Source organism: Marinococcus sp. PL1-022 (genome assembly GCF_033845285.1).
GTDB lineage: Bacteria > Bacillota > Bacilli > Bacillales > Marinococcaceae > Marinococcus.
This window is the reverse complement of record NZ_JAWXCX010000001.1, coordinates 2,917,502-2,932,920: the sequence shown is the minus strand read 5'-3', so window position 1 is coordinate 2,932,920 and position 15,419 is coordinate 2,917,502. Positions and strand designations below refer to the sequence as shown.

Sequence of the window (15,419 nt, the reverse complement as noted above, 5' to 3'; positions counted from 1 at the left end):
AGTGTATGCTCACTTTGGCGGTTTGTTCTATTATACAGAAAAGTATGCCTGAATTTTTTCCGGCTCAAGAATGTTTCCAACATAAAAGGCTCCAAAATCGCCGTAACGGGCAGAGACTTCGTCAAAACGCATTTCATATACGAGTTTTTTAAACTGCAGGGCGTCATGAGCAAATAAAGTGACTCCCCATTCCCAGTCATCAAGGCCGGTGGACCCGGTGATAATCTGTTTTACCTTTCCGGCGTACTGACGGCCGGTCATGCCATGTGCTTTCATTAATTCGCGGCGTTTATCAATCGGAAGCGAATACCAGTTGTCTTCGCCTTCGCGCTTTTTATCCATTGGATAGAAGCAGAAATGCTCCCATTTTGGCAGGATAGGGTAAATGCGGCCGCGGATCCATGGATTATCGAGAGGATCGCTTCCGTCTTCCGGCGGCATATAGTTTCCAAGCTCTACGATGGAAACGTAGGAGTAGGCAGGAGTCGTGTAAGCTGCCAGTCCGGACTTATCGAAAGCAAGTTCAATATCGTGAATCTCTTTCATGCTTTCACGGAGCACCATGATAACAAAATCGGCTTTTTGGCCGACAATCGTGTATAAAGCATGGCTGCCCTGTTCAGCCTCTTCCACCTGCTGAAATTCTTCAATCATGCGATGGAATTCGTTAACCATCTGGTCGCGCTCTTCGCTCGGCACCTGCTTCCATGCATGCCAGTTAAAGTGGCGGAAGTCATGCAGGCAATACCAGCCGTCCAGTGTTTTAGAAGCTTCGCTCATCATGATTACCTCCTTCATCTAAACCTTCCGTTGCCCACTATACCACAGTACACAAGTGTCCAAAACGAATATGATTGAGCAATTTGTGAAACGTGGATGGTCGTTGTCGAAAAACGTTTATCCCTTATGCGTCAGGAGTTAGGGGGGGCAAAAGTGTGAAAATTTACAAATCATTGAATTTATTCGTCCCGGTTTATTTTTCCTGACAGAAGGAGTATGCTAATGTATGAAAACAGTGCGGCTATTTTCACAATGAATAGACGAAGGCCCTCTGCAGGTGCTTCGCTTATTCGCGGAAAAACTACTACAATGAAACCAACACGATATACACTTGTTTACAATATTTTGAGGAGGAATTTTGTTGAGCGATCTTTTCGCGTCCATCTATGATCAGGTGAAAAAAGAACATCCTTCTATCGTACTGCCGGAAGGCGATGATGACCGTGTCGTCCAGGCAGCCTCACGTCTCGGGGAAGGAAATGTGATTACCCCTATTCTTATCGGAGACGAACAGGAAATTGAAGCCAGGGCGCAGAGGTTAGGCGTCCCCCTCGAGAACGTTACTATCTTCAACCCGAAAACGTATGAAAAAATGGATGAGCTTGTAGCCGCTTTTGTCTCCCGCCGAAAAGGAAAAGAGACAGAGCGGACGGCCAAAGAAAAGCTGACGGATGTCAATTACTTCGGCACAATGCTTGTATATATGGATTTTGCAGACGGGCTTGTCAGTGGTGCAGCTCACTCTACCGGCGACACCGTGCGGCCGGCGCTTCAAATTATTAAAACAAAGCCTGGTATTCAAAAAACGTCTGGTGTATTTATTATGGTGAAAGAGGATCAGAAGTTCGTATTTGCGGATTGTGCCATTAATATATCTCCAAGTGCTGATGAATTAGCAGAAATTGCCATTTCCACTGCAGAAACGGCAAAATCATTCGATATCGATCCAAAAGTAGCGATGCTCAGCTTCTCTACAAAGGGTTCGGCTGCTTCCATGGAAACGCAGAAGGTATCCGAAGCGACAAGAACCGCCCAACAGACCCGCCCGGATCTCGTCATTGACGGAGAGTTCCAGTTTGATGCTGCGTTTGTGCCGGCGGTAGCACAAAAGAAAGCCCCGGATTCACCGCTTCGCGGCGAGGCGAATATATTTATCTTCCCAAGTCTGGAGTCCGGAAACCTTGGCTATAAGATCGCCCAGCGCCTCGGCGGCTACGATGCTATCGGACCGATTCTTCAGGGCCTGAATAAGCCGGTGAATGATCTCTCAAGAGGGTGCAGCATAGACGATGTGTACAAGCTTTCCCTTATTACGGCCAAGCAGGCTATCACCGAACGCGAAGCAGTAGCGAATAAAGAATCATAAATGAAAAAGACCTTTCGGAGAATTCATCCGAAAGGTCTTTTTTGTGCTACTGCCGTGTGTCGTGCGTCTGTGTTTCTGGTACAGCTGCGGTATCAAAGTTATCTGCAAGCTTTTGCAGTCCATCCTGCAGCGCGCTGCCGCGAACCGGCATGCCATGGCCGGTGATTGCAGCGGCTGGCTCGAGCTGGTTTAATTTTTCAACAGAGCTTTTAGCATCGACCCAGTCCATTGTTAAATATTTCGGCGGGCCGTGGATTTCAAGCTTTTGGGTCGTAACACGGGAAAGGGACTCCTGTTTTACAGTAACAAAAGCATCACCGGCAATGAGCGTCCGGTCGTGTTCACGAAACAGGGAAATGTGCCCGGGCGTGTGTCCGGGGGTGTGCAGCCATTTCCATTCGCCGAGCTCGGGGACAGAACCGTCGGACGGAAGCGGCTGCACGAAATCTCCCAGGTTGACCGGCTCGTTTGGAAACCGTGGCGACATCTTCGCGACGAGTCCGCGGTCTACAGAGCTGTCCGCCTTTGGATATGCTTTCTTTCCGGTCAGATAAGGCATTTCCTCCGGGTGGGCGTAAACGGGAACATTCCATTTTTTAACGAGCTCGACCACTGTACCCACATGATCAAAATGACCGTGCGTGAGTATGATGGCGTTTGGTTTATTGTTTGTGCCGTATAAATCCTCGACAGCCTGAATCACCTTATCCGAGGATTTAGGCATGCCGGTATCAACCAGCACCCAGTTGTTATTATTATCATGCTGTTCGATAGTACAGATATTAACGATTTTATTTGTATAAGCATGCACTCCTTGGGCTACGGTATGCTCTTTGCCGCTTTTTACCGAGGTCATCGGCAGGTACTTGTCCGCCATTGGATTATACAGCTCTTCGTTCGTTTCTTCGCTCATCATTTTCCTCCTTCAGAAATAAGCATGTATGACACGTATTTCCGTGCCCTTGATAATTAAAACCAGAAAAAAGACGGACACTCCGAGGAGCGCCCGTCTAAAAAGCTTTTACGATTTGGAGGATAATCCTCCGCGAAGATCTTTTTCGATATCTTCGAGACTGCGTCCTTTGGTTTCCGGAATAAACCGCAGTACGAATAAGAAGGCAAGCACGCCCATGAAAGCGAAGATAACGAAAACCCAATTGATGCCTATGGCTCCTAATAAAATCGGGAAGGTTAAGGAAACAATTAAGTTAGCCAGAGACAGTACGAGCGTTGTAATGCCGGTAGCTGCACCGCGGGCTTTCATTGGGAAGAGCTCTGGAAGCATAACCCATACGACCGGCCCCCACGTGGCGGAAAAGAACATAATAAATACGCCAAGGAAAACCACGATCAGCCAGGCAACGAAGGTAGTGAGTTCGACGCTGAACAGAATTATGGAAAGCACTGCGAGACTGCTGACCATACCAACGTTTCCGATCAGAAGCAGCTTTTTCCGTCCCAGTTTGTCGATCGTTGCGATCGCTACTAGAGTCATTAACACGTTTACTGTACCGATACCGACTGTACCAAGAATTGAAGCGGCGTTACCGAGTCCTGCTTCCGTGAAAATAGTCGGTGCATAATAAATAACGGAGTTTATACCAATCAGCTGCTGAAAGGCAGCGAGCAGACAGCCGACTATCAGCATTGGCCGCAGCCATTTTGCCTTCAGGAGATCGCCGGTGCCTTCTTCAATATTTTCAATTTCCTTCATTTGTTTCATTTCATCTTCGATTTCTGACTGGTCGCGTGTTAAGCCCATGATATTCCGGGCTTCCTGTTCGCGGTTCCGTTTGATCAGCCAACGCGGGCTTTCAGGCATAAAGATTACACCAATCATAAGCAGAATCGCCGGCACGGATGCGAGCCCGACCATCCAACGCCATCCTTCAATCGGAGTGAAGGCGTAGTTGACGATGTAGGCAAGCAGAATACCAAGAGTGATCATTAGCTGGTTTAAAGACGAGAGAGCACCGCGCTGACTGGTTGGAGCCATTTCCGAGAGGTACACTGGCACAAGCGCCGTTGACCCCCCGACTGCAAGGCCGAGAATAACACGGCCGGTAATAAGTACACCTGCGTTTGGAGAAAATGCAAGAGTCAAAGAGCCAATTAAGTAAACGAGAGCGATTACAAATACGACCCGTCTTCGGCCAAATTTATCCGATACATAGCCGCTAAGTCCGGCACCAACGATAGCCCCTGCGAGCAGCGAGCTGACGACGACACCCTGCAGTAAGCTTGAAAGAGGAATGTCCTGATCAATGAAAATGAGAGCTCCGGATATAACACCGGTTTCATAACCGTACAATAAGCCGCCAAGGGCTCCAAAAAAGTATATCCAGCCCTTGCTTAAGCCGTTAGACATAGTATACCCACCTTTATTTTTTGTCCTGAGAGGATTCTTCCACGTTTGAGAGCATCCCAAACATTTCCATTCAATAAAATCATAAGAAAACAGCCGCAAACAATACCAGTTTTGGGCTGTGTAAGGTTTTCCTATGAGCGTGGCTGGGTCGCCTTTTTGTTTCTTGCAAGCACCCTGTCGTAGAAATGGGCAAAACGGGACTGTTCATCCTCTGTAAGCTGATCCTCATATACAGAAGCGCCCAGGCGCTCAGCCGTCTGCTGGATCCGCCGGTTGATATCCTGAATGGAAAAGGCGGTGCCATACAGCTCTTCGAGAGATGTCATCACAGAAGGAACAACAGCCGGCCAGGCGATCCTTGTGTCTGCCTGATCGGCGGCGGCACGCTCGTAGAACTCCCGTAAAACCTCGGCACGGGCAGCTCCGCTCCGGGTAACGGCCAAATAAATCTGCACCGCTACCCCGCCTCTGATACGGCGCTGCGAAATTCCGGCAAATTTTTTCCCTTCGATGCTTAAATCGTAGGACCCCGGACAGTAGGAGCCAACGATTTCATAGGCATCAATGTACCCTGGACTGTCGTCAAATACCTCCTGAATAAATGACCACATCCATTCATAGCCGGCATGAATAGAAGTCCCGCGTTCTTCTTTAAAAATGAGGGATAGATTATAAATTCCTTCATCAAGCACGACAGCAAGGCCGCCGGAATTGCGTACAATAACTTCGTATCCCTGCTCCCGGAGATATTCAAGCCCGTTGGCCGCAGCGGGCAGCCGGGTATCCTGAATACCGAGGACAACGGTGGGAGCATGAACCCAGGCACGCATTACAGAAGGGGAAGAACCCTCTCCCAGACTCACACAGAAATTATCATCAAAGGCAAAGGATTGCAATGGATCCATATTAATTCCTGTGACTGAATGATCGATCCACCGCCATTCCTTATTGGCAAAAATATTTTTCATTTCCATTTTATGTACCCCGATTCTATTCATTTTCATTTTGACCGGTCTTATTATAACACTGCCATTTCTATGTGGGACATTGCACGGCACTAAATAATAGAAGAAACCAGGATTTTTCCTTTCCAAACAGAATAATGAACAGTATAATTACGGTATCTGCCTGAGAGAGTTTTTAAGTGGAGGGGCCCGAAAAACAACATAGAGAGAATATTCATAATATTTATATTTGAAAAGGGGGACCTTAACATGAACAAGAAATTGACGATTTGGATTTTAATCGCGCTTGTCGCAGGTGTGATTGCAGGAATCATTCTAAGCTTTGGACCGGACAGCGTCTACAATCCAATAGATACATACTTACTGTATCCTGTCGGCGAAATTTTCCTTAATTTAATTACGATGCTCGTAGTACCGATTGTGTTCGTTTCGATTACGCTCGGGGCAGCGGCTTTGAATCCGAGAGATCTCGGACGGATCGGCGGTAAGACGATTGTGTTTTACCTTGCAACTACGGCGATTGCGCTCACCATCGGCGTGATTGTTGCTTATGTACTTCAGCCGGGAGCCGGCGGGGACTTTGACATTCAAAACGCCAGCTATAACGCAGAAGAAGCGCCTTCCATCACTGACACCCTGCTTGGCATTATTCCGGACAATCCGGTACAGGCGATGGCAGAGGCGAACATGCTGCAGATTATTGCCTTTGGGATCTTTATCGGTATTTCCCTTGCCATGCTTGGAAGTAAAGTTTCAATGGTAACGAAATTCTTTGAACAGCTGAATGATATTCTCATGTTTTTGGTTACGATTGTTATGTACACTGCGCCGTTCGGTGCCTTTGCCCTGATTGCTTCTGCCATTGGCGAAGCGGGGCTGGATGGTCTTCAGTCCATTTTAATGTATGCTCTCGCAGTTATTCTTGCTCTCGTGCTTCAGGCGGCTATAGTTTACACTCTTGCCATTTCTTTGCTCGGCAAGGGCAATCCGCTCACGTTCTTCAGGGAGTTTTTCCCGGCAATGGCCGTGGCCTTTAGTTTATCGAGCTCGAGTGGAACGCTGCCGATTTCGATGAGGATGGCCCAGGAACGACTGAAGGTAAGCAAACCGGTATCAAGCTTTGTTCAGCCGCTTGGTTCGACGATCAACATGGACGGTACCGGCATTATGCAGTCCGTGGCGGCGGTGTTTATTGCGCAGGCGTACAGCATCGATCTTTCCTTTACCCAGGTAATCGTCATTATCCTGACGGCAACTCTGGCAAGCATCGGTACTGCCGGCGTTCCAGGCGTGGGACTGATTATGCTTTCGCTCGTACTTACCCAGGTCGGGCTGCCAGTAGAAGGTATTGCTCTGATTATCGGTATCGACCGTCTGCTTGATATGCTCCGGACTTCCCTGAACGTGACAGGCGACGCCGTATGTGCGTTTGTAATTGACCGTTCAGAGAAACGAAAACGTGGAGAAGAAGTAGAGCATATGGGAAAAGAATGATTTTAAAAGTACCGGCGGCATATGCTGCCGGTATTTTTTATGGCTGCTTTTTTTGCTAAGCCAGGAAAGAACTTGCTATAATAATAGTATTGAAATATACGATCAGCGGGCCCGCTGAAACAGAGACGGAAAGGAACGCAATGACCATGCCGGTTGGAAATAAGAAGCTTCCAGAAGAAAAAGTATTTAAGGACCCGGTCCACCGCTACATTCATATCAGCGATGAACTCATATGGGATCTGGTGGGAACAAAAGAATTTCAACGGCTGCGCCGCGTCCGCCAGCTTGGAACGACGTTTCTGACGTTTCACGGAGCGGAGCATACCCGTTTCAACCATTCCCTGGGCGTGTATGAAATCATGCGCAGGATTATCGAGGTGTTTGAAGGTCGTCCGCACTGGAATGGGGACGAAGGACTGCTTTGCCTGAGTGCGGCGCTTCTTCATGATATCGGCCACGGGCCATTTTCCCATTCGTTTGAAAAAGTGTTTAACACGGACCACGAAGAATGGACGCGCCATATTATTCTGGGAGATACTGAAGTAAACACCGTGCTCCGCCGGATGGGCGGGGATTTTCCTCAGCAGGTCGCAGATGTAATTGAAAAAACCCATCCGAATAAGCTGATTGTCAGTATGATCAGCAGCCAGATTGATGCGGACCGGATGGATTATCTGCAGCGGGATGCCTTTTATACCGGGGTCAGCTACGGTCATTTTGATATGGAGCGTATACTCCGAGTCATGAGGCCGACCGAAGATCAGGTGGTTATTAAGGCAACCGGCATGCATGCGGTCGAGGATTATATTATGAGCCGGTACCAGATGTACTGGCAGGTGTATTTCCATCCGGTAACAAGAAGTGCGGAAGTGATACTGACAAAAATCCTGCAGCGCGTCAAAGATCTTAAAAACGAGGATTATCCGTTTAAATACCCTCCGCACCATTTTGAAAGCTTTTTCCGCGGGGCCATTACGCTTGAGGATTATCTGGACCTCGACGAATCGGTCGTTATGTATTATTTTTTGATGTGGCAGAAGGAAGAAGATACAATTCTGCAGGATCTGTGCCGCCGCTTCATGAACAGGCGTCTGTTTAAATATGTGGAATTCGACCAGCACTTTATGATGAATGAATGGCTGCGACTGCAGCAGCTGTTTGCAGATCTTGGTGTGGATCCTGCATATTATCTGGTCGTCGATTCTTCGTCGGATCTGCCGTATGATTTCTACCGGCCCGGTGAGGAAGAGGACCGGGTGCCTATTCATCTTTTGATGCCGGACCGCCGTCTCCGCGAATTGTCGAGAGAGTCAGATGTGGTAGAGGCGATTTCGGGTAAAAAGCGGACCGACCATAAATTATACTATCCGTCAGAAATTCTCGAGGAGCCCGGGCAGGAAGATACAAAGCAGCAGATTAAGGACATCCTTCATTTAAAATTGGGGAAAGTAGAACGGTAATTCCGCCGTCCTTCCGGGCGAAGCCGGAAGATACATAAAGAAAGCAGCAGAAAGGGAGGGGGAGCGGCATTATGCTACCGGATCACGCTAAGATTATGGCTCTGCTTGAGGATACCAGAGAAATTGTTGGACGAAAAAAACTGCAGAAAATCGTATACATTGGAAAAAAGCTGAACCTTCCATTTCAGGAAAAATATACGTTCCGTATGTACGGTCCCTATTCAGAGGAGTTGACGCTCCGGCTCGAAGAACTGTGCGGCCTCGGCCTTATTACCGAGTGCAAAGAAACAAAATCCGGCTACTATCAGTACCGGTATGAGCTTTCCGAAGACGGAACTTCGTTTTTGGAGAAATTTCCGCTCGACTGGCCAACGGAGCGGGCAAAGCCTGTTCTTCAGAGTCTGAACAGCCAGAGTGCCCGGTTTCTGGAGCTTGTTTCCACGATGCTTTATTTCGATCATCTGTCCAAAGAAGCGGTGGAATCCCGGGTGGCCGAGCTGAAAAAAAGCCAGAATTACCGCCCGGAAGAATTCGAAGAAGGCTGGGAATATATCGAATCGTTGCAGAATCAGTAAGAAAACAGGTACGATAAGAATAAGGAACGATTAAAGGAGGAGCTTTTTACGAATGAGTGAATTCAGTAAAGATAATAATAAAGGCGCTGAAAAGAAACGCGGCAGCCAGTTCAATATTTTAAGCGGGGACGCTACGAAAGGGGACGGTGGCTTTAACGCCGGCGCCCTCAGTCTGGACAATGTAACCCCTGTTTTCATCGATCCGGCCGAAGACGCGGCATTTATTGACATGGGAGCACTGCACGCCAGATCCGAACCGGAAAAACGGGTGAAATTCGGCCCGGATAAAAGCAGCGTACCGGATGGCAAGCTGTACTGGCTCGTATGGGTATCGACGGAGCAGGGAGAAAACGGTGCGTTCTACGCCGGTCTTGGTGCCTGCGAAATGCTCGTAGACAAAAAAGCCCGCCGTGCGTACAAAAGTATGCCGGAGCATGTGAACAATCTGGATAAAGCAATTAAAGGCCGCATAGCCATTGCGCACATGGATGAGCATTCCCGCTACATTCTGCAGGAATATTTAAAAGCATTTAACCAGGACATGTGGAACAATTCGACAGAAGAGCTGTATGAGGCCTTCCGCGGAGCGGCGGAGCAATAAAAAACAGGGACGTGCGGGAAAATTTCCCGCACGTTTCGTCTGTGAAAAGAGGAGGAACGGCTATGGAAACGTGGTTTACAGAAAAACAAACGGAGCATTTCGGTATTACTGCACGCGTTACGAAAACGCTGCATTCAGAGCAGACCGATTTCCAGCAGCTCGACGTAGTGGAAACGGCGGAGTTCGGGAACATGCTGCTGCTGGATGGCATGGTTATGACAACAGAAAAGGATGAGTTCGTCTATCATGAAATGATGGCCCACGTGCCGCTTGCAGCGCATCCCGAACCAAAGCATGTGCTGGTTGTCGGCGGCGGCGACGGCGGCGTTATCCGTGAAGTGCTGAAGCACCCTTCGGTAGAGGCGGCCACGCTTGTGGAAATCGACGGCCAGGTGGTGAAGTATTCAAAAAAATACCTGCCTTCCATCGCCGGGGCGCTTGATGATCCGCGGGTGGACGTGCAGGTGGCCGATGGGTTTATGCATATCGCGGAAAGTGAAGCCGCGTATGACGTAATTATGGTTGACTCCACGGAGCCGGTCGGTCCGGCGGTGAAGCTGTTTGAAAAAGGCTTTTACGAAGGCATCCACCGGGCATTAAAGGAGGACGGCATCTTTGTCGCCCAGACAGACAATCCGTGGTTTCACGCGGACCTTCTTCGGACCGTATACAATGACGTAAAGGAAATATTTACCCATACCGATGTCTATACCGCAAATATCCCTACGTATCCGAGCGGTCTGTGGACGTTTACCATCGGTTCGAAGCATTACAGGCCCAAGGAGGTTCACCGCCACAGGGCAGAAGCACTGGATACTCAGTACTATACGGCAGATATACATGAGGCGGCGTTTGCGCTTCCGGCTTTTGTGCAGCGGGGCCTTGAACGGAAGGAGGATTGACGATGGACGCCTTTGATCCGGCTTATACAGGAAAGGTATTTATCGGGAGTTCTGCTTCCTATGAGGACAGCAGCGTGGTGCTGTACGGCATGCCGATGGACTGGACGGTCAGCTTCCGGCCGGGCTCCCGTTTTGGTCCGAACCGGATCCGGGAGACATCTATCGGTCTCGAGGAATACAGTCCCTATCTGGACAAACATTTGGAGGATTATTCGTATCACGATGCCGGGGATATGATGCTTCCGTTCGGAAATCCAGGCAAAAGCGTAGAGATTATTCAGGAGACGGCGGCGCGTTTGTTTGCGGATGGCAAATTCCCTCTCGGGATAGGCGGAGAGCATCTTGTGACCTGGCCGATTATGCAGGCGGCTTGCGCCCATGATCCTTCCGTGGCCTTTATTCATATTGATGCGCATACGGACCTGCGCGAAGACTATGAAGGAGAGCCATTATCCCACGCCACCCCGGTACGGAAAATCTGTGAAAAAATAGGACCGGAAAATGTGTATTCCTACGGAGTGCGCTCCGGAGAAAAAGAAGAATTTGACTATGCCCGGACGTCCGGCATGCACTTCTCCCCGTTTGAAGTGGCGGAGCCGCTGCAGCGGGATTTGAAAGAGCTGAAGGGACGTTCAGTATACGTATCGATTGATATTGATGTTTTAGATCCGGCGTACGCTCCGGGCACAGGCACGGCGGAAGCCGGGGGCATAACGTCAAAGGAGCTGCTGGAAGCCATTCACGCGATTGCCGCCTCGGAGGTTAACGTGATCGGGGCCGATATTGTAGAAATTTCACCGCCGTACGACAGCGGCGACCAGACCGCAATTGTAGCTGGAAAATGCATTCGGGAAATGCTGCTTGGCTGGACAAAATAAAAGCTTTGGCCATGAAAAAGGCCGGAAAGCCTCAAAAGGTTTTCCGGTCTTTTATTTACGTCAGTCGAACGGGAAGCTCCGTGAGGCCGCGCATGAGCATGCCGGGCCGCCATTCCAGATCAGCGGAAGCTGAGTCCAGCTGCAGCCCGGGGAAGCGTTCGAGCAGCGTATTCACGGCGACTTCAGCTTCGACTCTGGCAAGCGGGGCCCCGAGGCAGAAATGCATGCCTTTGCCAAAAGCAAGGTGTTTGCTCTGGCCGCGGGTGATGTCGAAAACGTCGGGGTCTTCAAATGCTTCCGGATCGCGGTTAGCCGCATCAAGCGCAACGAGGACATGATCTCCCTTGTTGATCGTTTTCCCCTGGAGTTCGAGTGTTTCAGCGGCCCAGCGGTCGGTGCTGAATTCCACCGGTCCTTCGAAACGGAGCATTTCTTCAATAGCCGGGCGGATGAGGTCCGGCTGCTGCTGTAACGTGCGCATCTGCTCCGGGTGAGTCATCAAAGCAAACAGGCCGTTTGCAATGAGGTTTACCGTCGTTTCATGGCCGGCGATAATGAGCAGTGAAACGACACCATAAAGCTCCTGCTCGGACAGACGGTCGCCTGCCTCTTCTGCCTGGATGAGCTTACTCACCATGTCATCCTCCGGCTGCTCCCGCCTCGTGGCTATCCACTCCCGGAGGTAGGCGGTGAATTCCTCCGTGTGCTGTTGAATTTTTTCGGCTTTTCCGGGGTCATTGGACGCTTCCACGAGAGTGTTGGACCAGGTGCGGAACTTATCTCTGTCCTCGCTTGGGACCCCGAGCATTTCGCAGATAACAATGATAGGAAGCGGGAAGGCGAAATCATCGATAATATCAATTCGGGAGCGGTCCTGCATATCATCGATCAGCTCATTTGCAATTTCTGTAATCCTGCCCCGGAGCTCTTCAATCATTTTCGGTGTAAACGCCTGCTGAACGAGGCCACGCAGCCTTTTATGATCCGGTGGATCCGCAAAAAGCATATTTTGGGAAAAAATATTTTTCTGTGCTTTGGCACGCTCTTCTTCATTTAAAAAGACAGTGAAATCCTTAATGAAGCGAGTGTCCTTCAGTACCGCAACAGCATCCTCGTACCGGGTGACGATCCAGGCGTAATGGCCATCGGGCATTAAGGCCTGGTGCACCGGATCGTGCTGCTGTAGAGAGTGAAAGGCGGGGTACGGGTTCTGGTTAAAGGCGTGGGTGAATAAGCCGGCATCTTTGCTGCTGAACTCATTATTCATGGTAATCGGCTCCTTTATAGTAGGCTTGACAAGGAAGTACCCGTACATTTTAAGAAACGGGGGACAGGTTAATGATATTCCCGTTTTTTCGAAAGCGTCATCATTGTTGTTTGAAGAAGAAACAATTAGAATGTAGGAAAATCCATCCCTTGCGGAGGTATAGCGAAATATGATCTATCATGAATGGAATCGTAAATGGAACGAACTCGAATGCCACCGTCTATACCGCAACGATGATTTAGAAAAGGATAAATACGGATATATTGCCTGGGAGCGGGAGCTGCCGTTTTTTAAAAGCTACCGCAGCCGTGCGTTTTATGTTGCTGATACACCCCGCTATATTGAACAGCGGGCTGCCGCGGAAGAGCAAAAAGCGAAAGTGCTCACGCGTCGTTTTCCGGAAAAATTCCGGGAGCAGAAGGAGGCAGCCGACCGTCTCATCCGGTCAGATTACCGGCTGCTGCTTTACCGTCGTCTGTATGAAGGCAGGGTGCCGTATGTATTAATGTCCACGCGGCAGATGGATGCATGGCTGCAGAAGGAAGAAGCATATCAGCTGCAGCTGACAACGCTTTGTACCGAAGAGGGGCCGCTTCAGAGCCTTTCTTTTTTGAAAAAGCAGATGGGAAATAAAAACTACTATAAATGGTTCGCACAGCGCCGAAAGGAATGGGAAAAAACAAAGAAGCAGGACGCCATGGATCTGCTGTCCCTCTCTCCATACCGGTCGCGCCAGCGGGAAGAAAAGAAAATATAGCAGCAGGCAGCGTCTTTAAATATACGGCACGACTGCTTCGCGGTGTGTTTGCACGTCTACGCTGCTGCCGGAAACGATGAGAACAGCAGGACCGTTAACGGTCACGAGTCCATCCAAAAGGGCACCGGTGCCGACAGCGGCTGCTCCTTCGACGACCATTTTGTGCTTATCGTATAAAAAGGCCATGCCCCGGGCGATTGTGTCCTCATGCAGCCGGAGGCGCTGATCAGCGTAGCGCTGGACCATGGAAAAAGTATACTGGTTTTCGAGACCGATACCTCCGAGCAGGCTGTCGGCAAGTGTTGGTGCCTCCGGAACGATCGTTGGCTTGCCGATATTCAGGCTCTCATCCATAGCAGCTCCTTCCCGGAGGGACAGACCGATAAGCTCAAGATCAGGAATTTGTTCCTTCAGGGCAAGACCGAGGCCAGATAGCAGGCCGCCGCCGGAAAGGCCGGTGAGCACGTGCTTCACGGAGGGCAGATGCTCGATGATTTCGAGTCCCATCGTTGCCTGTCCGGCGATGACCGAAGGATGGTCAAAGGGAGGGATAAGAGTCAGTCCCTCCTCTTCGACGAGGCGGGCGCTGACTTCTCCGGCTTCGTCCTGGCCGCTTCCTTCTACATGCAGCTCAGCGCCGCTTGCTTTGAGCGCCTCGACTTTATTTGCCGGTACGTTTTCTGAAACACACACGACAGAGCGGATGCCGAGCAGGGCTGCTGCTGTCGCTACGGCAAAACCGTGATTACCGGTGGAAAATGTGACGACGCCCTGGTCCCGCTGCTCCGGAGTCAGGGAACGAATCATGTTAGTTGCTCCCCGGAGCTTGAAGGAGCCGGTGACGTGCATTTGCTCGAGCTTTAAGTACACGGGATGGCCGGCAATATTTGTCAGTGGCTGGGAAAAAAGGAGCGGCGTTTCCGGAAGTACCGGACGTAAACGCTGTCTTGCTTCCCAGGCATCCTGAAGTGTTAACATAGAATCATCTCCTGCTGCAGCAAAATTAATAATTATACTTATTTAAACATAAGCGGAGAAGCGAAAACAATACGCTCTGGCGGACGTTTGCCAGATTGCGGATAGGGAACACCCAAATAGAAGCGTGCGTAGAAAGGATGAATGAGTGTGAGAGTTGGGTTTATTGGAACGGGAATTATGGGTTCAAACATGGTAAAAAATTTAATGGATGCCGGAGAAAAGGTTACGATTTATAATCGGACCAAGCAGAAGGCGCAGCACCTGCTCGATGCAGGAGCTGGATGGAGGGAAACGCCGAGAGAGCTGGTGTCCAAGGTGGATGTCGTATTCACCATGCTGTCGAACCCTGAAGCAGTAGAGGAGATCGCAAACAGCGTGGACGGCCTGTTTGCCGGCGAAACGAGCCGGAAAATCTGGGTGGATATGAGCACAGTCAATCCCGGCTTTACCCGGCAAATGGCCAAAACTGCAAAAATGAAGGAAATGCGCCTGGTGGACGCACCGGTGTCCGGGTCTAAAGGACCTGCTGAAAAGGGCGAGCTGGTATTTCTTGCCGGCGGCCGTGAGGAGGATGTACAAACAGTACAGCCGCTTCTCGAAATTATGGGCAAAAATGTGCACTATATGGGAAGCAGCGGAAGCGGCTCTGCGATGAAAATGTCCGTCAACCTAACGCTGATGCATGCCATGACCAGTCTGTCGGAAGGGCTGCACGCAGCAGAAGGACTGGGACTTGATAAGGAGCAGGCGCTTGATGTGCTGCTTCAGGTGCCGACGACGGCTCCTGCGGTGGCAGGAAAGCGGGACATGCTTCTGAGCGGCAGCTACGTAACCCAGTTTCCACTGAAGCATGCCTACAAGGATTTACACCTGCTCGAAGAATCAGCCTACCAGGCGGGAATTTCCCTGCCGGTCACCGGCTCCGTACGGGAAGCGTATGCGCTCGCGAAGCAGTACGGTATGGGTGATGAAGATTTTGCGGCTGTATATAAGCTGCTCTCCAAAGGAAGCGAATAAAAAATACCCCG

The 15,419-nt window shown here is 50.0% G+C and carries 15 protein-coding genes; 9 read left to right on the top strand and 6 right to left on the bottom strand.

From position 1 onward, the window contains the following. Positions 1-30: 30 nt before the first annotated feature. On the bottom strand, positions 31-780 hold the full coding sequence (gene hemQ, locus SIC45_RS14955; protein ID WP_298786614.1) for a hydrogen peroxide-dependent heme synthase: 750 nt from the start codon (positions 778-780) through the stop codon (positions 31-33). Between the two features lie 361 nt (positions 781-1,141). On the opposite strand from hemQ, the gene pta reads away from it, so the two are divergent. Continuing rightward, complete coding sequence (gene pta, locus SIC45_RS14950) at positions 1,142-2,146, top strand: phosphate acetyltransferase (RefSeq protein ID WP_319632770.1); 1,005 nt, start codon at positions 1,142-1,144, stop codon at positions 2,144-2,146. Positions 2,147-2,192: 46 nt separating this feature from the next. Here the strand turns inward: pta and SIC45_RS14945 are convergent, their stop codons facing one another. The 3 genes from SIC45_RS14945 to SIC45_RS14935 form a co-directional block, all read right to left on the bottom strand. Continuing rightward, a complete protein-coding gene (locus SIC45_RS14945; RefSeq protein ID WP_319632769.1) occupies positions 2,193-3,059 on the bottom strand; it encodes an MBL fold metallo-hydrolase in 867 nt (288 codons plus the stop codon). A gap of 108 nt (positions 3,060-3,167) precedes the next feature. Continuing rightward, on the bottom strand, positions 3,168-4,514 hold the full coding sequence (locus tag SIC45_RS14940; protein ID WP_319632768.1) for a sugar porter family MFS transporter: 1,347 nt from the start codon (positions 4,512-4,514) through the stop codon (positions 3,168-3,170). Positions 4,515-4,645: 131 nt separating this feature from the next. Then, positions 4,646-5,488, bottom strand: a complete 843-nt coding sequence (locus SIC45_RS14935) for a lipoate--protein ligase family protein (protein ID WP_319632767.1) — start codon at positions 5,486-5,488, stop codon at positions 4,646-4,648. Positions 5,489-5,728: 240 nt separating this feature from the next. Here SIC45_RS14935 and SIC45_RS14930 point away from each other — a divergent pair, with 240 nt between their 5' ends. From SIC45_RS14930 to speB, 6 genes are all read left to right on the top strand, one after another. Continuing rightward, positions 5,729-6,973, top strand: coding sequence for a dicarboxylate/amino acid:cation symporter (locus SIC45_RS14930; protein ID WP_319632766.1), 1,245 nt, complete (start codon positions 5,729-5,731; stop codon positions 6,971-6,973). Positions 6,974-7,119: 146 nt separating this feature from the next. Beyond that, complete coding sequence (locus tag SIC45_RS14925; protein ID WP_298787020.1) at positions 7,120-8,433, top strand: HD domain-containing protein; 1,314 nt, start codon at positions 7,120-7,122, stop codon at positions 8,431-8,433. 71 nt (positions 8,434-8,504) lie between these two features. Then, on the top strand, positions 8,505-9,008 hold the full coding sequence (locus SIC45_RS14920) for a YwgA family protein (RefSeq protein WP_319632765.1): 504 nt from the start codon (positions 8,505-8,507) through the stop codon (positions 9,006-9,008). Positions 9,009-9,060: 52 nt separating this feature from the next. Further along, entirely contained in the window at positions 9,061-9,609 is a 549-nt protein-coding gene (locus SIC45_RS14915) for a YwhD family protein (protein ID WP_298786601.1), read from the top strand. 62 nt (positions 9,610-9,671) lie between these two features. After that, positions 9,672-10,511, top strand: coding sequence for a polyamine aminopropyltransferase (gene speE / locus SIC45_RS14910; protein ID WP_319632764.1), 840 nt, complete (start codon positions 9,672-9,674; stop codon positions 10,509-10,511). Positions 10,512-10,513: 2 nt separating this feature from the next. Continuing rightward, on the top strand, positions 10,514-11,389 hold the full coding sequence (gene speB / locus SIC45_RS14905; protein WP_319632763.1) for an agmatinase: 876 nt from the start codon (positions 10,514-10,516) through the stop codon (positions 11,387-11,389). 55 nt (positions 11,390-11,444) lie between these two features. On the opposite strand, the gene SIC45_RS14900 is transcribed toward speB, so the two are convergent. Continuing rightward, on the bottom strand, positions 11,445-12,656 hold the full coding sequence (locus SIC45_RS14900) for a cytochrome P450 (protein ID WP_319632762.1): 1,212 nt from the start codon (positions 12,654-12,656) through the stop codon (positions 11,445-11,447). Positions 12,657-12,825: 169 nt separating this feature from the next. On the opposite strand from SIC45_RS14900, the gene SIC45_RS14895 reads away from it, so the two are divergent. After that, complete coding sequence (locus SIC45_RS14895; protein WP_319632761.1) at positions 12,826-13,413, top strand: hypothetical protein; 588 nt, start codon at positions 12,826-12,828, stop codon at positions 13,411-13,413. Between the two features lie 15 nt (positions 13,414-13,428). Here SIC45_RS14895 and eutB read toward each other — a convergent pair whose 3' ends face one another. Next, positions 13,429-14,391: a hydroxyectoine utilization dehydratase EutB gene (gene eutB / locus SIC45_RS14890; protein WP_319632760.1), complete on the bottom strand. Its 963-nt coding sequence runs from the start codon at positions 14,389-14,391 to the stop codon at positions 13,429-13,431. Between the two features lie 147 nt (positions 14,392-14,538). Here eutB and SIC45_RS14885 point away from each other — a divergent pair, with 147 nt between their 5' ends. Beyond that, complete coding sequence (locus SIC45_RS14885) at positions 14,539-15,408, top strand: NAD(P)-dependent oxidoreductase (protein WP_319632759.1); 870 nt, start codon at positions 14,539-14,541, stop codon at positions 15,406-15,408. The last annotated feature ends 11 nt before the right edge of the window (positions 15,409-15,419 follow it).